Here is a 17,982-nt window from a genome sequence, read left to right as displayed (position 1 = left end):
CGATCCAGGGATCTCGGGGCGCTCCCGGCGACACCTGCTGTCAGCCGCCGGACCGTGACGAGCTGGGGGAGCACCCATGGGTGACTGCGTTCACGGGTCTCACCTCCCAGCGGCAACTTGCACGGTCGCCGACGACGGTAGCAAGGGGCGGGCGTCAGGCGAAGTGGTTTTGCGCGATGTCCCGCCAGGCACTGCGCAGCGCCCCCGCCACGTCCTGCGCCGAGACCGGCGCCCCGTCCGCCGCGTGCCGCGCCGCGAGTCCGTGCAGATGGGCGCCGACCGAGGCCGCGTCCAGCGGGGCGAGGCCCGCCGCGAGCAGGGAGCCGGTCAGGCCGGAGAGGACGTCGCCGCTGCCGGCCGTGGCGAGCCAGGGGGTGCCGGTGGGGTTCGCGCGGACCGGGCGGGTCCCGTCCGGCGGCGCGACCAGGGTCGTCGAGCCCTTGAGGAGGACCGTGGCGTCGTAGCGGGCCGCCAACTCCCTCACGGATGACAGGCGTTCGGCCTCCACCGCCTCGCGCGTCACGCCGAGGAGCGCGGCCGCCTCACCGGCGTGCGGGGTCAGCACGGTGGGCGCCGTGCGCTCGCGGACCGTCGCCGGGTCCGCGAGGCGCAGCCCGTCCGCGTCGATCAGGACCGGGACGTCCGAGGCCAGGACGTCGTGCAGGCCCGAGGTGTCGTCGCCGAGGCCGGGGCCGAGCACCCACGCCTGCACCCGGCCCGCCTTCGCCGGTGGCCCGGCCGAGACGAGCGTTTCCGGGAAGCGGGCGAGCACCGCGTCCGCGGCCGGTCCCACGTACCGCACCGCGCCTGCCCCGCCGTGCAGCGCGCCCGCCACCGCCAGGACCGCGGCGCCGGGGTAGCGCGCCGAGCCCGCGACGATGCCGACGACGCCGCGCCGGTACTTGTCGCTCTCGCCGGTCGGCTTCGGGAGCAGCGCCGCCACGTCCGCGTACTGGAGCGCCTCCAACCCTGTTTCGGCAGGCGCGAGTTCGAGTCCGATGTCGACGAGGCGGAGCGCGCCCGCGTACTCCCGCGCCGGGTCGATGAGCAGGCCCGGCTTGTACGTGCCGAAGGTGACGGTCGCGTCCGCCCGCACCGCTTCGCCGCGCACCTCGCCGGTGTCGGCGTCGACGCCGCTCGGGAGGTCGACGGCCACGACGGTTCCCCGTGCCGCGTCGGCCAGTTCGGCGGCGCGGGGGCGCAGGCCGCCCTTGCCGCCGATGCCCACGATGCCGTCGACGACGAGGTCGGCGCGGGCGACCAGCTCCGGCGCGTTCTCGACCTGGGCGTCCAGGACTGTGCCGCCCGCCGCGCGCAGCGCCGCGAGGCCGCCGGGGTGCGCCCGGTCGGGGGAGAGCAGCAGCGCCGTGACGCCCGCGCCGCGCCGCGCCAGGCGGGCGCCCGCGTACAGGGCGTCGCCGCCGTTGTCCCCCGAGCCGACGAGCAGGGCGACGCGGGAGCCGTACACCTTGCCGAGCAGGTCGGCGCAGGCGGTGGCGAGCCCTGCCGCCGCGCGCTGCATCAGCGCGCCCTCGGGGAGCCGCGCCATGAGGGCGCGCTCGGCGGACCTGACCGTCTCTACGTCGTGGGCGAGTCGCATGCCTTCGAGTGTCCCTCAGGGCTGCCGACCCGGCTGAAGTGATCCGTGCCGGATCGGCCAACGGATCTCGTGTCGTACCCCTCTGAGACACTGAACCCACCATGAACGAGAACGTGACTGCCCCGCTCCGCGCCCGCGCCGAGATCGATCTGGCCGCGCTCAAGGCCAATGTGCGGGCCCTGCGTGCCCATGCTCCAAAGGCCGCGTTCATGGCGGTCGTGAAGGCGGACGCGTACGGGCACGGCATGATTCCGGTCGCGCGGGCCGCCAAGGACGCGGGGGCCGAGTGGCTGGGGGCGGCCACTGCCGAGGAGGCGCTTGAGCTGCGCGCGGCGGGTCTCACCGGGCGCATCCTGTGCTGGCTGTGGGTGCCGGGCGGCCCCTGGCGGGAGGGGATCGAGGCCGATCTCGACATGTCGGTGAGCGGCATGTGGGCGCTGCGGGAGGTCGTCGACGCCGCGCGCGCGACGGGCCGGACCGCCCGCATCCAGCTCAAGGCCGACACGGGACTCGGGCGGAACGGCTGCCTGCCCGGGGACTGGCCCGAGCTCGTGAGCGAGGCGCTGAAGGCGCAGCGGGCCGGGTTCGTGAACGTCACCGGGCTCTGGTCGCACTTCGCGTGCGCCGACGAGCCGGGGCACCCCTCCATCGCCGCCCAGCTGACCGCCTTCCGGGAGATGGTCGCGCACGCGGAGGGCGCGGGCGTCACCCCGGAGGTCCGGCACATCGCCAACTCGCCGGGGACGCTGACCCTTCCCGAGACGCACTTCGACCTCGTGCGCCCCGGCATCGCGATGTACGGGATCTCGCCGAGCCCCGAGGTCGGCGCGCCCGGCGACTTCGGTCTGCGCCCCGTGATGACGCTGAAGGCGAATCTCGCGCTCGTGAAGCACGCGCCGGGTGGACTCGGGGTCAGTTACGGGCATCACTACGTCACACCGGGCGAGACGACGCTCGGCCTCGTCCCGCTGGGCTACGCGGACGGCATCCCGCGGCACGCGTCCGGCACGGCCCCGGTCCTGATCGGCGGCAAGCGGCGCACGATCGCGGGCCGCGTGGCCATGGACCAGTTCGTCGTCGACCTCGGCGGCGACGAGCCGGCCGCGGGGGACGAGGCGGTGCTGTTCGGACCCGGTGACGGCGGCGAGCCGACGGCGCAGGACTGGGCGGTCGCGGCGGGCACGATCGCGTACGAGATCGTCACGCGCATCGGTTCCCGCGTGCCGCGCGTCTACGTGGACGAAGAGGGCGCCACGCGCGCGTGACCGGCGTCACGGCTTGAAGGTCCACCGGCACGGCCGTCCGAGCCGCCACCATGTGAAGCAACAACGGAACGGGTCACCCGACACCGGACGACAGGCAGGACGCGGAGCAGGGAGCGGCACGTGAGCGAGAGCAGCGCACCGGCCACGGCGGCCGTCGTCGAAGCGGCGGAGCGGGCCGCATCGGGGAACTGGCGGCGGGCCGGCCTCGCGGGCGCCGCCATAGGTGTGGTCGCGGCCGGGGCCGCGGCGGGCGTCGCCATCGAGCGGCTGACCGTGGGGCGCGGCATGCGCAAGAAGGCGCGCCTCGCCCTCGACGCGTCGGGGCCCTACGGATCGCTGCGCGGCGTGCCAGGAAAGGCGTACGCGGAGGACGGCACGGAGCTGTACTACGAGGTCGAGGAGGCGGACCCGCAGGCCGGTGGCACGTCGCCGCGCAGGCGCCGGCTGTTCGGCCGCAAGAACCCGGCGCCGGTCACGGTCGTCTTCAGCCACGGCTACTGCCTGGGCCAGGACTCCTGGCACTTCCAGCGCGCGGCCCTGCGCGGCGTCGTCCGCTGCGTGTACTGGGACCAGCGCAGCCACGGGCGTTCCGGGCGCGGCGCCGAGCAGGTCGAGGACGGGGTGCCCGTCTCCATCGACCGGCTCGGCGGCGACCTGAAGGCCGTCATCGACGCGGCGGCGCCCGAGGGACCGCTCGTCCTCGTCGGCCACTCCATGGGCGGCATGACCGTGATGGCGCTCGCCGACCGGTGTCCCGAGCTGATCCGCGACCGGGTCGTGGGCGTCGCCCTCGTCGGTACGTCGTCGGGGAAGCTCGGCGAGGTCAACTACGGGCTCCCGGTGGCCGGGGTGAACGCGGTGCGGCGGGTGCTGCCCGGCGTGCTGAAGGCGCTCGGGCAGCGCGCCGATCTGGTGGAGAAGGGGCGCCGTGCGACGGCCGACCTGTTCGCCGGGATCATCAAGCGGTACTCGTTCGCCTCGCGGGACGTCGACCCGGCGATCGCGCGGTTCGCCGAGCGGATGATTGAGGGGACGCCGATCGACGTGGTCGCGGAGTTCTACCCGGCGTTCGAGGACCACGACAAGACGGACGCCCTGGCGGGCTTCGCGGACCTGCCCGTGCTCGTCCTCGCCGGGGAGCACGACCTGGTCACGCCGAGCGACCACAGCGAGGCGATCGCGGCGCTGCTGCCGGACGCCGAGTACGTCCTGGTGCCGGACGCCGGGCACCTCGTGATGCTGGAGCACCCCGAGGCCGTGACGGACCGTCTCGCGGACCTGCTGGTGCGCGCGGGAGCAGTCCCCACAGCCGCTACCGTGGGGATTTATGGAGACACCGGCAACACCGCACAGCCCGGCGGCTGAGCCCGCCACCCCCCTCAGCACGGTCAGCGTCACCGTCAACTCCCCGGACGAGATGCGGGAGTTGGGGCTCGCCCTGGCCAAACAGCTGCGCCCCGGCGACCTCGTCATGCTCACCGGCGAGCTGGGCGCGGGCAAGACGACGCTGACCCGCGGGCTCGGCGCGGGCATGGGCGTGCGCGGCGCGGTGACCTCGCCGACCTTCGTGATCGCCCGCGTGCACCCGCCGCTCGGCGAGGGTCCGGCCCTGGTGCACGTCGACGCGTACCGGCTCGGCGGCGGGCTCGACGAGATGGAGGACCTCGACCTCGACGTTTCCCTGCCGGACTCGGTGGTCGTCGTGGAGTGGGGCGACGGCAAGGTCGAGGAGCTGTCCGACGACCGTCTGCACGTGATCATCGACCGGGCTACGGGCGACACCACGGACGAGGTGCGGGTCGTGACGCTCCACGGCATCGGCGAACGGTGGACCGAGGCGGACCTGGGGTCGCTCGCGGGCTGACCCCCGTACCCGTGTCCCGGACACATCCCGACAGGGCGTCGGCAAATTCTTGCGCGGCGTGGCTTCGGCGTGTTCACATGGAGGCCGGTGCTGGTTAGGTCTACCTAACCACGTCCCCTCGACCGCCCGCCGGGAGGCATCATGTCGACTTCGGAACGTGAAGGTGCGCGCGCAGTGTCGATGCGGGATCTTTTGGCGTCGTGTGCGGCTGCGCGAGCCGTTTCCACGCCGCCGAATCCGCCGCGGCGGGGCGATGCGTCGTTGCGGCGCGACGGCGTTGCGGACTCGGGGCGCTGCCCCGGACCCCGCGCCTCAATCGCCGGCGGGGCTTGAAATACCGGTGCTTGCTCGCCGGAGGGCTTGAAGGAGCGGCACCAGCCGTTACTTGACGACGACGACCTTTGCGCCGATCGTCGCGAACTGCCACATGGCGTCGGCGTCCTTGCGGGACTCGCGGATGCCGCCGGTCTGCTTGCCCGGGTCGGGGGCGGCCGTCGAACCGTTCACGGCCGCGCTGAAGCCGATCGCCACGCCGTTCGTGGTGGCGAAGCGGACCACGTGCTCGATCGGCACGCCGTCCGTACCGGTGACGGAGCCGGAGCGCGAGGTCACCGTGTAGGAGCCGGGCGCCGGGTCCACCGTGCCGGGCGTCACCCGGAACGTCGACTGCGTCTTGTTGCCCGCGCCGACCAGCCACACCCGGTCCCCGCCCAGCGCGTAGACGACACGCTCGCCCTTGCCCGAGCCCGCGGGCAGCGCCTTCGGGTCCGCCTTCTTCTTGGGCGTCTTCGACACCGAGGCGGAGGGCGAGGAGCCCCCCTTCTTCTCGGCGAGGTCGGAGGGCGCGCTCGCCGACGCCTGGTAGGCGAGGAAGCCGACCACGACGAGTGATCCCGCCGTGAGCGCGGTCACGAATCCGGTGCTGCTCCGTGCCACCAGGTGCCTGCCTCTCAAGTACGAACCTCAGGGTGACGGTAGCAGTCGAGGCCCCGCGGCCCGGCCTTGCGGGAAGTACGGCCGTGTCCGCCTTCAGGTGGTCGTAGGCTGTTCGCGTGCTGTTGCTCGCTCTGGATACCGCCACCCCCGCCGTCACCGTCGCCCTGCACGACGGGACCTCCGTCGTAGCCGAGTCGAGCCAGGTGGACGCCCGCAGACACGGGGAGCTGCTGCTTCCCGCCGTCGACCGGGTGCTCACCGAGGCCGGACTGCGGCTCGACGCCGTCACCGGAATCGTCGTGGGCGTGGGCCCAGGACCGTACACGGGGCTGCGTGTCGGCCTGATGACCGCCGACACGTTCGGCCTCGCGCTCGGCGTCCCGGTGCACGGCGTCTGCACGCTGGACGGGCTCGCGTACGAGGCCGCGGACGTCGAGGGCCCCTTCGTCGTCGCCACCGACGCGCGGCGCAAGGAGGTGTACTGGGCGCGCTACGACGACGCGCGGACCCGCGTCACCGAGGCCGCCGTCGACCGGCCCGCCGACATCGCCTCCGTCGTGGCGGGCCTGCCCGCCGTCGGCGCCGGCGCGCGGCTCTACCCGGACACCTTCCCGGACGCACGCGGGCCCGAGAACGTGTCGGCCGCGGCGCTCGCCGCCCTCGCCGCCGAGAAGCTGGCCGCGGGCGAGGAGCTCCTCGAACCGCGCCCCCTCTACCTGCGCCGCCCCGACGCGCAGGTCCCCAAGAACTACAAGGTGGTCACCCCCAAGTGACAGCCCACCCGTCACCCGACCACCGCCCCTCGACGACACCGCAGCGCGGCGGCACCTCCCACTCGGTGTCGCTGCGCGAGATGCGCTGGTGGGACATCGACCCCGTGCTCGCCCTGGAGAAGGAGCTCTTCCCGGACGACGCCTGGTCGCGCGGCATGTTCTGGTCCGAACTCGCGCACGCCCGCGGCGTCGGTTCCACGCGGCGCTATGTGGTCGCGTACGAGGGTGAGCGGCTCGTCGGGTACGGGGGCGTCGCGGCCTCCGGGGACCTCGCCGACATCCAGACCATCGCCGCCGCCCGCGACCACTGGGGCACCGGGCTCGGCGCCCGGCTGCTCACCGAACTGCTGCGGCACGCCACGGCCTTCGAGGTCGACCAGGTGATGCTTGAGGTGCGCGTCGACAACACGCGGGCGCAGAAGCTGTACGAGCGCTTCGGCTTCGAGCCGATCGGCTTCCGGCGCGGCTACTACCAGCCGGGCAACGTCGATGCGCTCGTCATGCGCTTTACCACCACCACCGTGAACGACACTGTGAACGAAGAGAAGAACCATGGCTGACGAACCGCTCGTCCTCGGCATCGAGACCTCCTGCGACGAGACCGGCGTCGGCATCGTCCGCGGCACGACCCTGCTCGCCGACGCCGTCGCCTCCAGCGTCGACGAGCACGCCCGCTTCGGCGGCGTCGTCCCGGAGGTCGCCTCCCGCGCGCACCTGGAGGCGATGGTCCCCACGATCCAGCGCGCCCTGAAGGACGCGGGCGTCACGGCGAAGGACCTCGACGGCATCTCCGTCACGGCCGGGCCGGGCCTCGCGGGCGCCCTGCTGGTCGGCGTCTCGGCCGCCAAGGCGTACGCGTACGCGCTCGACAAGCCGCTCTACGGTGTCAACCACCTCGCCTCGCACATCTGCGTGGACCAGCTGGAGCACGGCACGCTGCCGGAGCCGACGATGGCGCTGCTGGTGTCGGGCGGCCACTCCTCGCTCCTCCTGTCGACGGACATCACCTCGGACGTACGTCCCCTTGGCGCGACCATCGACGACGCGGCGGGCGAGGCCTTCGACAAGATCGCGCGGGTGCTGAACCTCGGCTTCCCCGGCGGCCCGGTCATCGACCGGTACGCGAAGGAGGGCGACCCGAACGCGATCGCCTTCCCGCGCGGACTGACCGGCCCGCGCGACCCGGCGTACGACTTCTCCTTCTCCGGCCTGAAGACCGCCGTGGCCCGCTGGATCGAGGCCAAGCGGGCGGCGGGGGAGGACGTGCCGGTGCGCGACGTGTCGGCGTCCTTCCAGGAGGCCGTCGTGGACGTGCTGACGCGCAAGGCCGTGAAGGCCTGCAAGGACCAGGGCGTCGACCACCTCATGATCGGCGGTGGCGTCGCGGCCAACTCGCGCCTGCGCGCCCTCGCCGAGGAGCGCTGCGAGCGGGCCGGGATCCGGCTGCGGGTGCCGCGTCCCAAGCTGTGCACGGACAACGGGGCGATGGTCGCCGCGCTCGGCGCGGAAATGGTGGCGCGCAACCGGACGCCGTCCTCCTGGGATCTCCCGGCCGACTCCTCGCTCCCGGTGACGGAACCGCACGTCCCGGGGCACGGGGAACACCATCACGACCACGTGCACGAGGTCAGCAAGGAGAACCTGTACTCATGACGGTCGCGCTGATGTGGGAGGCCCGCGCCGTCGAGGGGCGCGGCGAGGAACTCCTTGCCTGGGCGAAGGCGCAGGTCCTGGAACGGGAGCCGGAGCGCCGCGAGACGTTCCGCGCGCCGCGGGACCGGGTCCTCGTGATCACGTGGTGGGACGCGGAGTACGACGCGGACGTCCCCGAACTGCCGGAACCTGACGGTGATCTGGTGACCCGCACGGTCCACCGCTGGCGCTTCGAGACGGCCTAGTCCTTCTTCTCGTACGTCAACAGGTAGCGCCAGAAAAGCAGTTGGCGCACCTTGCTGCCGGGCAGCAGGCGTGCGGCCTCCCGGCGGATCTCCGGGAGCCGCATCTCAGGCTGCCGCACCGGCGGCTTCGGCGGGGGCGTGCGGATGCCGCGGGCGCGCTCGCCCGCGTACACGGCGAGGCGCGCCACCGCGTTCGTCGGGGACGCGACCACGTCCCACGGGGTCGCGCCGTCGTAGCAGCCGAGTACGAGCAGTCTGCCGCCGGGCTCGAGGGCCTCGCGGAAGCGGGTCAGCGTCTCGAACGGCATGTGGTGCAGGCTCGCGAGGCAGCTGATCGCGGCGTAGTGGCCGGGCGGGAGGCCGGTGCGCGCGGCGTCGGCGACCCGGTAGCGCGGCCCACCGCCGGCCGCCTCCGCCACGGCCAGCGTCGCCGGATCCGGGTCGACCGCGTCGACCCGGTACCCGCGCGCCACGAGCCGCCTCGCGAACCGCCCGGTGCCGCATCCGACATCGAGCGCGTCCCGCCCACCGCCGCCGGGCAACTGCCGCAGCAGCAGCGGATGGTAGTGGTCGTTGTGATCGAACGGCACGTGGAGCCTCCGGCGGTCGGGAACAGTGGCCGGGTCATTCAAGCCCCTGCGGCGATCGAGCAGCGGGGTCCGGGCGGAGCCCCGTGGCGTCAGCGCACGGGGCCGCCGACGAGCATCGTGGGCGCACCCGCGACCCGGGTCAGAAACACCGTCGCCGCCCGCTTCCCGAAGGGCTTCGGCATGGCCTTGCGCCGCAACTCCTCCGGCTCGACCGCCGACCCCCGCTTCTTCACCGTCAGCACGCCGACCTCCCGCTCCCGCAGCAGCGCCTTCAACTTCTTCACGTTGAACGGAAGTTGGTCCGTGATCTCGTACGCGGTGGCATACGGCGTGGGGTGCGGCTCGTCGGCCGTGACGTACGCGATCGTCTCGTCGACGAGCCCGCCGCCGACCTCCTCGGCCACCTCCGCGACCAGGTGCGCCCGGATGACCGCGCCATCGGGCTCGTACAAGTACCGCCCGACGGACCGCACTTCGGGATCGGGAAGCCCCTTGCCCACCAGCGCCCGCGGCCCCGGCAGCAGCGTCGCCCGCATCCGCCCGGGCGCGGTCCCGAACCAGAGCACCGCCTCCTTCACATCGCCCCCGTCCGAGATCCACTCGGCGTCGGCCTCCGCGGGGATCGCCTCGTGCGGGATGCCGGGGGCGATCTTCAGCGCGGCACGCGGCGCCTTGAGCGCGGCGGCGACGGCCCAGGAGAGGGGCGGCGAGTAGGCCTCCGGGTCGAAGATGCGGCCCCGGCCGCCGCGCCGCGCGGGGTCCACGAACACCGCGTCGTACGCGGCCGTGTCCACCTCGGCGACATCCGCCTCGCGCACCTCGATCAGCTCCGCGAGCCCGAGCGCCTCCGCGTTCGCCCGCGCCACCGCGCACGTCTGCGGGTCCCGGTCGACCGCGAGGACCCGGATCCCCGCACGGGCGAGCGCGATCGCGTCGCCGCCGATGCCGCAGCACAGGTCGGCGACGGAGCGCACGCCGAGCCGCTCGAACGCGTCGGCCCGGTACGCCGCCACGCTCGTCCGCGTCGCCTGCTCCACCCCGTTCGGCGTGAAGTACATCCGGGCCGCGTCCTCGGCCCCGAACTTCGCCACCGCCCGCTGCCGCAGCCGCGCCTGGGCGAGCGCGGCGGAGACCAGCTCGGCCGGGTGCTCGCGGCGCAGTTTCGTGGCGAGGGCCAGCTCCCGGGCCGGATCGTGATCACGGAGTTCGTCGAGCAGGACCTGGCCCTCGGGGGACAGGAGGGCGGAGAGGCCGGCGGGCGAAGGGGAGGAGCTCACCGGCCCATTGTGGGCCAGGCGGGCGACGGTGCGCGCCAGGCGGCGGTGTCGGCCCCGGAACGGGCCGGTGAGCTGCCAGGATCCGGCGCCATGCAACTAGTACGACAAAACGAAGAAAGCGTCCGAAAGTTGACCAGGAAGAGACGCGGAAGCCCCGGCCGGGCCCTCGGCGTCCGCCTCCTCGGCGCGCTGCTCGCCGCGTCCGCCCTCGCCACGGGATGCGCGGCAGGCGGCACGGCCGAGCGGGACGCCCCGGTGGAACCGGCCCCCGGCCAGCAGGCGCACAAGGGCCTCCAGGACGCCCCCGCCCGCGCCCTCGACGCGTACGCGACGAAGCTGCGCGCCCAGCGGGCCGCGCTCGTCGCGGCGAGCAAGCGCTGGGGCCTCGCCGACGTGCCGCTGACCGCGCCGCCCCCGCCCGCGAAGAAGCCGGTCATCGAGGCGCGCCAGGGCTTCGAGGTCGACGGCCAGAAGCGGCTCGGCCTGCCGCCCGTGTTCACGACGGTCCCGACCAAGGACAAGGTCGTCTTCCTCACCATCGACGACGGGGCCGAGAAGGACCCGCGGTTCCTGAAGATGATGAGCGAACTGCGGATCCCGTACACGGCCTTCCTCACCGACGCCGAGGTCAGACCGCGGTACGGCTACTTCAAGCAGATGCAGGCCCGCGGCGTCACCCTCAACAACCACACGCTCCACCACCCGTACCTGCCCGGCCTGTCGTACGCGCGGCAGAAGCGCGAGATCTGCGGGATGCAGGACGTCATCGAGGAGAAGTACGGCAAACGGCCCACGCTCTTCCGCCCGCCGTTCGGCGACTACAACCAGGACACCCTGCGCGCCGCCAAGGCCTGCGGCATCGCGTACGCCCCGATCTGGAACGCCGAGGCGTTCGTGGACCGCATGGACTACCGCGAGTGGGACCGCAGCATCCATCCGGGCGACATCCTGCTCACGCACTTCCGGGGCCGCAAGGACTGGAAGGGCACGATGCCCGACATGATCCGCAACCTCATGAAGTACCTCACCGACAGGGGCTATGCGGTGGCGCGCCTGGAGGACTACCTGTGACACCGCGCGGGCCGTGGGCGCGGCTGTCCGGCTGCGCCCTGGCCGCCGTGCTGCTCGTCGGGTGCGCGCGGGAGGCCGCCCCGCCGCCGCGAGTGGCGCCGGGCCCCGGGGCGGCGGTCCCGCCGGTCGTCTCCCGCGTCCCCACCCGCGACAAGGTGGTCTTCCTCGTGTACGAGGACGGGGCCGGGCGGGACCCCCGCTTCGTCGACCTGGTCCGCGACCGCCGCCTCCCGGTCTCGCTGTTCCTCGCGGGAGCGGGCGCGGACGGTGGCCGCCTCGGCGAACTGAGCGCCCTGGGCGCCCGGGTGCAGAACCGCACCCTCACCCGGCCCCTGCTGCCGGGCCTCGGGTACGTGGGGCAGCACGCCGAGATCTGCGGGCAGCGCGACCGCGTGCGGGCCCGCTTCGGGGCGGCACCGCGCCTGCTCCACCCGCCCCGGGGCGCGTACGACGGGAACACGCTCCAGGCGGCGGCCGAGTGCGGCGTCGACGCGATCGTCCTGTGGCGCGGGCCGGACGGCGGCCGGCTGCGGCCCGGCGACATCCTCGGGGCCCGCGCGGGGACGACCCCGCGTCTGCTGCGCCGCATCGAGGCGGAGGGGTACGAGGTGGCGGCCCTGGAGGACTATCTGTGAGGACCGTCCGTGAGCCGGACCGGAGCGAAGATCTGCCGTCGATTAGCAGTCCGCTTGACCGAGTGCTAATCGCGGTCATAGTCTCGGCCCTGGCACTCACCAGTGGAGAGTGCCAACAGCGACGGGCAGGTCCGGCACCCGCGACGACGGATCCACCTGGTCGCCACCCCAGACTGTTAACCCCGTGAGATCTCCGAAGGGGGAGACCGGATCGTGACGACCTCCAGCTCCAAGGTTGCCATCAAGCCGCTCGAGGACCGCATTGTGGTCCAGCCGCTCGACGCCGAGCAGACCACGGCCTCTGGCCTGGTCATTCCGGACACCGCGAAGGAGAAGCCCCAGGAGGGCGCCGTCCTCGCCGTGGGTCCCGGCCGCTTCGAGAACGGCGAGCGCCTTCCGCTCGACGTCAAGGTCGGCGACGTCGTGCTGTACAGCAAGTACGGCGGCACCGAGGTGAAGTACAACGGCGACGAGTACCTCGTCCTCTCGGCTCGCGACGTGCTCGCGATCGTCGAGAAGTAATTCACCCGAGCTTTCCCAGCTTCACTGAAGCAGAATGCTTTGAACCGCGCCCCTGGCCCCCGCTGATATTGCCGGGTGCGAGGGGCGCGGTTCGCTTTTTCGAGAGGACTGACTCAGCTCCATGGCGAAGATCCTGAAGTTCGACGAGGACGCCCGTCGCGCCCTCGAGCGCGGCGTCAACAAGCTTGCCGACACGGTCAAGGTGACGATCGGCCCCAAGGGCCGCAACGTCGTCATCGACAAGAAGTTCGGCGCCCCCACCATCACCAACGACGGCGTCACGATCGCCCGTGAGGTCGAGGTCGAGGACCCGTACGAGAACCTCGGCGCGCAGCTGGTGAAGGAGGTGGCGACCAAGACCAACGACATCGCGGGTGACGGTACGACCACCGCCACCGTGCTCGCCCAGGCCCTCGTCAAGGAAGGCCTGCGCAACGTCGCCGCGGGTGCCTCCCCGGCCGCCCTGAAGAAGGGCATCGACGCCGCGGTCAAGGCCGTGTCCGAGGACCTCCTCGCGACCGCCCGCCCGATCGACGAGAAGTCCGACATCGCCGCCGTCGCCGGTCTGTCCGCCCAGGACAACCAGGTCGGCGAGCTCATCGCCGAGGCGATGGACAAGGTCGGCAAGGACGGTGTCATCACCGTCGAGGAGTCCAACACCTTCGGTCTGGAGCTCGACTTCACCGAGGGCATGGCCTTCGACAAGGGCTACCTGTCCCCGTACTTCGTCACCGACCAGGAGCGTATGGAGGCCGTCCTCGACGACCCGTACATCCTGATCCACCAGGGCAAGATCGGCTCGATCCAGGACATGCTCCCGCTCCTGGAGAAGGTCATCCAGAACGGTGGCTCCAAGCCGCTCCTGATCATCGCCGAGGACGTCGAGGGCGAGGCCCTGTCGACCCTGGTCGTGAACAAGATCCGCGGCACGTTCAACGCCGTCGCGGTCAAGGCCCCCGGCTTCGGTGACCGCCGCAAGGCGATGCTCCAGGACATGGCCACCCTCACCGGTGCCACCGTCATCGCCGAGGAGGTCGGCCTCAAGCTCGACCAGGCCGGTCTCGAGGTGCTCGGCACCGCGCGCCGCGTGACCATCACCAAGGACGACACCACCATCGTCGACGGTGGCGGCAAGTCCGAGGACGTCCAGGGCCGCGTCGCGCAGATCAAGGCCGAGATCGAGAACACGGACTCCGACTGGGACCGCGAGAAGCTCCAGGAGCGCCTCGCGAAGCTGGCCGGCGGCGTCTGCGTGATCCGCGTCGGTGCCGCGACCGAGGTCGAGCTCAAGGAGAAGAAGCACCGTCTGGAGGACGCCATCTCCGCGACCCGCGCCGCGGTCGAGGAGGGCATCGTCTCCGGTGGTGGCTCCGCTCTGGTGCACGCCTCCAAGGTCCTCGACGGTTCGCTCGGCAAGGAGGGCGACGAGGCCACCGGTGTCGCCGTCGTCCGCCGCGCGGTCGTCGAGCCGCTCCGCTGGATCGGCGAGAACGCCGGCCAGGAGGGCTACGTGATCGTCTCCAAGGTCAAGGAGCTCGACAAGGGCAACGGCTACAACGCCGCGACCGGCGAGTACGTCGACCTGGTCAAGGCCGGCGTCATCGACCCGGTCAAGGTCACGCGCTCCGCCCTGGAGAACGCCGCCTCCATCGCCTCCCTGCTGCTCACGACCGAGACCCTGGTCGTCGAGAAGCCGGCGGAGGAGGAGCCCGAGGCCGGTGGCCACGGGCACGGTCACTCGCACTGACCCGCTCCGCTTCGCTTGAAGCGACCGAGGCCCGGCTCCCCGTCGCGGGGAGCCGGGCCTCGGCGTTTGCCCTTCGAGGGCGTAAGAGCGTTACTGCGGGCCGTACTTGCGGCCCGTCCGGGACGTGATCCCACCCAGGAGGGCCCGCGGGGTCACCTTCACGACGCCCATCAGGGCCTTGTACCGGGGGTCGGGGATCGAGAGGGTGCGGCCGCGCGAGAGGTCCGCAAGCGCCGCCGCGACCAGCTTGTCCGCGTCGAGCCACATCCACTTCGGAATGTTGTCCGTGTCCATCCCCGCTCGCTCGTGGAACTCCGTACGGACGAAGCCCGGGCACAGCGCCATCAGCCGCACCCCGCTGCCCGCGAGGTCCTTCGCCGCGCCCTGCGTGAACTGCACGACCCACGCCTTCGACGCGCCGTACGTGCCGCGGGGCACGAAGGCCGCCACCGACGCCACGTTCACGACGCCGCCGCGGCCGCGCTCGCGCATCGCCCCCGCTGCCGCCGAGGTCAGCCGCAGCACCGCCTCGCAGTGCACCTTCAGCATCGTCAGCTCGTCGGCCATCGGGACTTCCAGGTAGTGCCCCTTGTTGCCGAACCCGGCGTTGTTGACCAACAGGTCGACCGCCGCCTTACGGTCCGTCAGCCGCGCCTCGACCGCCGCGATGCCGTCCTCCGTGGCCAGGTCGGCGGCGAGCACCTCGGCCTCGATGCCGTGCCGGTCGTGCAGCTCTGTCGCCTGCTCGTGCAGCCGCTTGGCGTCGCGCGCGACGAGCACCAGGTTGTGTCCGTCGGCGGCGAGTCGGCGGGCGAAGGCGGCGCCGATGCCTGCGGTGGATCCGGTGATCAGGGCGGTAGTCATGCGCCCAGGTTATGAGCACGCAACCGTGCCCGTGATCACACCCCCGGGGCGGGGGCCCTGTTTCCGTTGCGCGGAGGCGGGGCGGCGTCTTGATGCTTGCGGTCGGGTTGCGCGGAGGCGGGGGGGCGCTGTGCCGGGGTCGACGCTTGCCGTCAGGATTCCGCGGAGCCGGGGCGGCGCCTTGCCGGAGTCGGCGCCCACCGCGAGAGGCGCGCGGAGCGTACCGGGGTGGCGCCTGTCGTGAGGATTGCGCGGCACCGCCTCTTGCCCCGTTCCCCGCTCATCTCCCACCCGCCCGCCCCCTCCGGGGGCTTCGGCCCCCGTGGCCCCGGGGCTGTGCCGGGGCGGCACTCGTCGCTTCCGTCACGCGGCGCCAACGACCGGACTCCTTACGCGGCACCGGACTTGTGGGCTGCACCGGGGCCGCGCCCGACCTTTACGTTGCGCGGCACCGGGGGCCGCCTTGCCCACCCTGCCGCCCAAGGCGGCAGATTGCCCAAGCCGGGTGCGGCCGACCGCAAGGGGTGGGGAGGCGGGCTCGGTGGCAGTTCGCCCAAGTCGGGTGCGGTCGACCGTAAGGGGTGGGGAGGCGGGCTCGGTGGCAGTTCGCCCAAGTCGGGTGCGGTCGACCGTAAGGGGCGGGGGAGCGAGCTCGGTGGCAGTTCGCCCAAGGCGGGTGCGGCCGACGGTAAGGGGTGGGGGAGCGGGGTCGGCGGCAGTCACCTGTGGTGGTGGCGGTCGACCGCGCGGGCGGGAAGCCGGGCCTGGCGGCAGATTGCCCAAGCCGGTGACGGTCGACCGCGCCAGGCGCGGGGCCGGGCCGGCGGCGAGTTGCCGCAGAGGGGGGGGGGGGGGGGGGGGGGGGCGGCACCCCGTGAGGCCGACGCCCCTGGAGGGGGCGGGTGGGTGGGAGATGAGCGGCGGAGACAGGCGAGGGCCGTCGCCTGCGGGTGGGCGGGCAAAATCAAGCCCCTGCGGCGATTGAGCAGCGGGGTCCGGGGCGGAGCCCCGAGGCCGCAACCGCCGTGCCGCAATCCAGCCCCTGCGGGCCCCGGGCAGGTTCCGCGAGGGCCGCAAGCACGGTGCGGCAAGATCAGCCCCGCCGGCGATTGAGGCGCGGGGACCGGGGCAGAGCCCCGAGACCGCAACCACCGCGCCGCAAACCAGCCCCCGCGGGGCCCCAGACAGGTCCCCCGAGGCCGCAACGCCGGTGCCGCAAGATCAGCCCCGTGGCGTAGGCACGGGAGGCCGCAACGGGGACCTACGAGCCGTACTTCTCGACGTACTCCCGCGCGGAGCGAAACGCCTCGGGATGCAGCGCCTCCCCGGCCACAAGCAACCGCGGCAGCAACCCCCGCTCCGTCGTCACCGCCCTGAACTGAAACGCCACCGTCACCTCGTGGTCCGGCCGGTGCACTACCTCGATCGCGTCGCCCGCCCGGATCTCGCCCGGCTCGATCACCCGGAGATACGCCCCCGGCGTCCCGTCCTGCGTGAACCGCTTGACCCAGCCCCGCTCGCCGAGATGCCCCTGGAAGGTCCGGCACGGAATGCGCCCGGACGTCACCTCCAGGACCAGCTCCGCCCCGACCCGCCAGCGCTCGCCGATCCTCGCGCCCGACACGTCGACCCCCGCCGTCGTGAGGTTCTCGCCGAACGCGCCGCTGGGCAGCGAACGGTCGAGCTCCTTGCCCCACGCGTCCAGGTCCTCACGCGCGTACGCGTACACGGCCTGATGGTCCCCGCCGTGATGCCGCAGGTCGCACACCGCGTCCCCGGCGAGCCCGCTCCCGCCGACCCCCTCGGGGCCGGGCGCCGCCACCCGCACGGGGCCGGTGACCGGGCGCTTGTCGATGCCTGTGACGCCCTCGGGCTGGTCCGTGTACTCGACGGCCCTGGGACGGCCGAGATTCAGCGACAGAAGCTTCATGCGCGGAACGCTACGGGACCGATACCCAAAGCCGCCACGCATTATCAGGCGCGATCCCCAAGAGTCGCTTATGCTTGAGGGGTGATCGAGGCCCGTCATCTCCGTGTCCTGCGCGCCGTCGCCGCCACCGGCTCCTTCTCCGCGGCGGCCCGCGAGCTGGGCTGCACCCAGCCCGCCGTGAGCCAGCAGATGAAGGCCCTGGAGTCCTCGGCCGGCACCCCGCTGCTGATCCGCACCGGCCGCGAGATGCGGCTCACGCAGGCCGGCGAGGCCCTGGTGCGGCACGCGTCGGGCATCCTCGCCGGGCTCACCGCTGCCGAGGAGGAGGTCGCCGCCATCGCGGGACTGAGGGCGGGGCGCGTCAGGCTCGTGTCCTTCCCCAGCGGCAGCTCGACACTCGTCCCCACCGCCCTCGCCGCCCTGCGCGCCGAACACCCCGGCACGCGGGTGTCCCTGGTCGAGGCGGAGCCGCCGCGCTCCGTGGAGATGCTGCGCGAGGGCGACTGCGACGTCGCGCTCGCCTTTCGCTACGAAGGGGCGCACGCCGCCGAGGACTGGGACGACCTCGTCGTACGCACGCTGTTCGCGGACCGGCTCGTGGGCCTCGTCCCCGAGGGGCACCCGCTGGCCGGAGCGGGCTCGGTCACCATCGACGCGTTCGCGGACGAGCCGTGGATCGCGGGCTGCCCGCGCTGCCGCCGTCAGCTGGTCGAGGTGTGCAGGGGCGCCGGGTTCGCCCCGCGCATCGACTTCGCGACGGACGACTATCCGGCGGTGGTCGGACTCGTCAGCGCCGGTCTCGGCGTGGCGGTCCTCCCCGAACTGGCCATCGAGTCCGTTCGCCCCAAGGGTGCACGCACAGTGACCGTCGAGCCCCCGGTGCGCCGCGAGATCGTCGCGCTCACGCTGCCCGACCTCGCGCAGGTGCCCGCGGTCGGCGCGACCCTCGAGCACCTCGCGAAGGCCGCGACACGCTGAGAACGGACGTGGGCGCACCTCGGCGCGCCCAC

General features: G+C 73.0%; 19 protein-coding genes. 13 read left to right on the top strand and 6 right to left on the bottom strand.

What is annotated here, in order from left to right; all coding sequences use genetic code 11:
- Positions 1 to 154 precede the first annotated feature (154 nt).
- A complete protein-coding gene (locus ACNYS0_RS17150; protein WP_422474659.1) occupies positions 155 to 1,600 on the bottom strand; it encodes an NAD(P)H-hydrate dehydratase in 1,446 nt (481 codons plus the stop codon).
- 101 nt (positions 1,601 to 1,701) lie between these two features.
- Between ACNYS0_RS17150 and alr the strand changes: the two genes are divergently transcribed.
- The 4 genes from alr (at position 1,702) to ACNYS0_RS17130 (ending at position 5,062) form a co-directional block, all read left to right on the top strand.
- The gene (alr, locus tag ACNYS0_RS17145; protein ID WP_422474657.1) at positions 1,702 to 2,865 is read left to right on the top strand and encodes an alanine racemase; all 1,164 of its coding nucleotides are present in this window, start codon (positions 1,702 to 1,704) and stop codon (positions 2,863 to 2,865) included.
- A gap of 120 nt (positions 2,866 to 2,985) precedes the next feature.
- Complete coding sequence (locus tag ACNYS0_RS17140) at positions 2,986 to 4,230, top strand: alpha/beta fold hydrolase (protein ID WP_422474655.1); 1,245 nt, start codon at positions 2,986 to 2,988, stop codon at positions 4,228 to 4,230.
- Positions 4,193 to 4,729: a tRNA (adenosine(37)-N6)-threonylcarbamoyltransferase complex ATPase subunit type 1 TsaE gene (gene tsaE, locus ACNYS0_RS17135; protein WP_422474653.1), complete on the top strand. Its 537-nt coding sequence runs from the start codon at positions 4,193 to 4,195 to the stop codon at positions 4,727 to 4,729. Before ACNYS0_RS17140 ends, tsaE begins: the two co-directional genes overlap by 38 nt.
- Positions 4,730 to 4,870: 141 nt before the next feature.
- Entirely contained in the window at positions 4,871 to 5,062 is a 192-nt protein-coding gene (locus tag ACNYS0_RS17130; RefSeq protein WP_422474651.1) for a hypothetical protein, read from the top strand.
- 48 nt (positions 5,063 to 5,110) lie between these two features.
- On the opposite strand, the gene ACNYS0_RS17125 is transcribed toward ACNYS0_RS17130, so the two are convergent.
- On the bottom strand, positions 5,111 to 5,665 hold the full coding sequence (locus ACNYS0_RS17125) for a hypothetical protein (protein WP_422474649.1): 555 nt from the start codon (positions 5,663 to 5,665) through the stop codon (positions 5,111 to 5,113).
- A 116-nt stretch (positions 5,666 to 5,781) separates the two neighbouring features.
- Between ACNYS0_RS17125 and tsaB the strand changes: the two genes are divergently transcribed.
- The 4 genes from tsaB to ACNYS0_RS17105 all read left to right on the top strand — a co-directional run bounded on the left by tsaB (position 5,782) and on the right by ACNYS0_RS17105 (position 8,336).
- Positions 5,782 to 6,438 (top strand): tRNA (adenosine(37)-N6)-threonylcarbamoyltransferase complex dimerization subunit type 1 TsaB, encoded by a 657-nt coding sequence (gene tsaB, locus ACNYS0_RS17120; protein ID WP_422474647.1) that lies wholly within the window; start codon positions 5,782 to 5,784, stop codon positions 6,436 to 6,438.
- A gap of 80 nt (positions 6,439 to 6,518) precedes the next feature.
- Positions 6,519 to 6,998 carry a ribosomal protein S18-alanine N-acetyltransferase gene (gene rimI, locus ACNYS0_RS17115; RefSeq protein ID WP_422482685.1) on the top strand — a complete coding sequence of 160 codons (480 nt, stop codon included), beginning with the start codon at positions 6,519 to 6,521 and terminating at the stop codon, positions 6,996 to 6,998.
- Entirely contained in the window at positions 6,991 to 8,091 is a 1,101-nt protein-coding gene (gene tsaD / locus ACNYS0_RS17110) for a tRNA (adenosine(37)-N6)-threonylcarbamoyltransferase complex transferase subunit TsaD (RefSeq protein ID WP_422474645.1), read from the top strand. The genes rimI and tsaD overlap by 8 nt, the downstream gene beginning before the upstream one ends.
- Complete coding sequence (locus tag ACNYS0_RS17105; protein ID WP_422474643.1) at positions 8,088 to 8,336, top strand: hypothetical protein; 249 nt, start codon at positions 8,088 to 8,090, stop codon at positions 8,334 to 8,336. Before tsaD ends, ACNYS0_RS17105 begins: the two co-directional genes overlap by 4 nt.
- On the opposite strand, the gene ACNYS0_RS17100 is transcribed toward ACNYS0_RS17105, so the two are convergent.
- A complete protein-coding gene (locus ACNYS0_RS17100) occupies positions 8,333 to 8,926 on the bottom strand; it encodes a class I SAM-dependent methyltransferase (protein WP_422474641.1) in 594 nt (197 codons plus the stop codon). The two genes, ACNYS0_RS17105 and ACNYS0_RS17100, sit on opposite strands and share 4 nt — an antisense overlap.
- 89 nt (positions 8,927 to 9,015) lie before the next feature.
- Positions 9,016 to 10,203, bottom strand: coding sequence for a class I SAM-dependent methyltransferase (locus tag ACNYS0_RS17095; RefSeq protein WP_422474639.1), 1,188 nt, complete (start codon positions 10,201 to 10,203; stop codon positions 9,016 to 9,018).
- Between the two features lie 90 nt (positions 10,204 to 10,293).
- Here ACNYS0_RS17095 and ACNYS0_RS17090 point away from each other — a divergent pair, with 90 nt between their 5' ends.
- From ACNYS0_RS17090 to groL, 4 genes are all read left to right on the top strand, one after another.
- Positions 10,294 to 11,274 (top strand): polysaccharide deacetylase family protein, encoded by a 981-nt coding sequence (locus tag ACNYS0_RS17090; protein WP_422474637.1) that lies wholly within the window; start codon positions 10,294 to 10,296, stop codon positions 11,272 to 11,274.
- The gene (locus ACNYS0_RS17085; RefSeq protein ID WP_422474636.1) at positions 11,271 to 11,909 is read left to right on the top strand and encodes a polysaccharide deacetylase family protein; all 639 of its coding nucleotides are present in this window, start codon (positions 11,271 to 11,273) and stop codon (positions 11,907 to 11,909) included. Before ACNYS0_RS17090 ends, ACNYS0_RS17085 begins: the two co-directional genes overlap by 4 nt.
- 213 nt (positions 11,910 to 12,122) lie before the next feature.
- Positions 12,123 to 12,431 carry a co-chaperone GroES gene (gene groES, locus ACNYS0_RS17080; protein ID WP_306321012.1) on the top strand — a complete coding sequence of 103 codons (309 nt, stop codon included), beginning with the start codon at positions 12,123 to 12,125 and terminating at the stop codon, positions 12,429 to 12,431.
- Positions 12,432 to 12,552: 121 nt separating this feature from the next.
- On the top strand, positions 12,553 to 14,178 hold the full coding sequence (groL, locus tag ACNYS0_RS17075) for a chaperonin GroEL (RefSeq protein WP_422474634.1): 1,626 nt from the start codon (positions 12,553 to 12,555) through the stop codon (positions 14,176 to 14,178).
- 90 nt (positions 14,179 to 14,268) lie between these two features.
- Here the strand turns inward: groL and ACNYS0_RS17070 are convergent, their stop codons facing one another.
- Both ACNYS0_RS17070 and ACNYS0_RS17065 read right to left on the bottom strand, forming a co-directional pair.
- Entirely contained in the window at positions 14,269 to 15,042 is a 774-nt protein-coding gene (locus tag ACNYS0_RS17070; protein ID WP_422474632.1) for an SDR family NAD(P)-dependent oxidoreductase, read from the bottom strand.
- A gap of 1,261 nt (positions 15,043 to 16,303) precedes the next feature.
- Positions 16,304 to 16,972: an MOSC domain-containing protein gene (locus tag ACNYS0_RS17065; protein ID WP_422474630.1), complete on the bottom strand. Its 669-nt coding sequence runs from the start codon at positions 16,970 to 16,972 to the stop codon at positions 16,304 to 16,306.
- A gap of 81 nt (positions 16,973 to 17,053) precedes the next feature.
- Here ACNYS0_RS17065 and ACNYS0_RS17060 point away from each other — a divergent pair, with 81 nt between their 5' ends.
- Positions 17,054 to 17,950 carry a LysR family transcriptional regulator gene (locus ACNYS0_RS17060; RefSeq protein WP_422474628.1) on the top strand — a complete coding sequence of 299 codons (897 nt, stop codon included), beginning with the start codon at positions 17,054 to 17,056 and terminating at the stop codon, positions 17,948 to 17,950.
- The last annotated feature ends 32 nt before the right edge of the window (positions 17,951 to 17,982 follow it).

It is taken from the genome of Streptomyces anthophorae (assembly GCF_049310305.1).
GTDB lineage: Bacteria > Actinomycetota > Actinomycetes > Streptomycetales > Streptomycetaceae > Streptomyces.
The sequence above is the reverse complement of the archived record's forward strand: the minus strand, read 5'-3'. Positions and strand labels throughout refer to the sequence as shown.

Coding starts and splice junctions, on each gene's coding strand:
- ACNYS0_RS17065 (WP_422474630.1), bottom strand. CDS start 16,972: ATGAAGCTTCTGTCGCTGAATCTCGGCCGTCCCAGGGCCGTCGAGTAC.
- alr (WP_422474657.1), top strand. CDS start 1,702: ATGAACGAGAACGTGACTGCCCCGCTCCGCGCCCGCGCCGAGATCGAT.
- ACNYS0_RS17105 (WP_422474643.1), top strand. CDS start 8,088: ATGACGGTCGCGCTGATGTGGGAGGCCCGCGCCGTCGAGGGGCGCGGC.
- ACNYS0_RS17070 (WP_422474632.1), bottom strand. CDS start 15,042: ATGACTACCGCCCTGATCACCGGATCCACCGCAGGCATCGGCGCCGCC.
- tsaD (WP_422474645.1), top strand. CDS start 6,991: ATGGCTGACGAACCGCTCGTCCTCGGCATCGAGACCTCCTGCGACGAG.
- ACNYS0_RS17090 (WP_422474637.1), top strand. CDS start 10,294: ATGCAACTAGTACGACAAAACGAAGAAAGCGTCCGAAAGTTGACCAGG.
- rimI (WP_422482685.1), top strand. CDS start 6,519: ATGCGCTGGTGGGACATCGACCCCGTGCTCGCCCTGGAGAAGGAGCTC.
- tsaE (WP_422474653.1), top strand. CDS start 4,193: ATGGAGACACCGGCAACACCGCACAGCCCGGCGGCTGAGCCCGCCACC.
- ACNYS0_RS17150 (WP_422474659.1), bottom strand. CDS start 1,600: ATGCGACTCGCCCACGACGTAGAGACGGTCAGGTCCGCCGAGCGCGCC.
- groL (WP_422474634.1), top strand. CDS start 12,553: ATGGCGAAGATCCTGAAGTTCGACGAGGACGCCCGTCGCGCCCTCGAG.
- ACNYS0_RS17130 (WP_422474651.1), top strand. CDS start 4,871: ATGTCGACTTCGGAACGTGAAGGTGCGCGCGCAGTGTCGATGCGGGAT.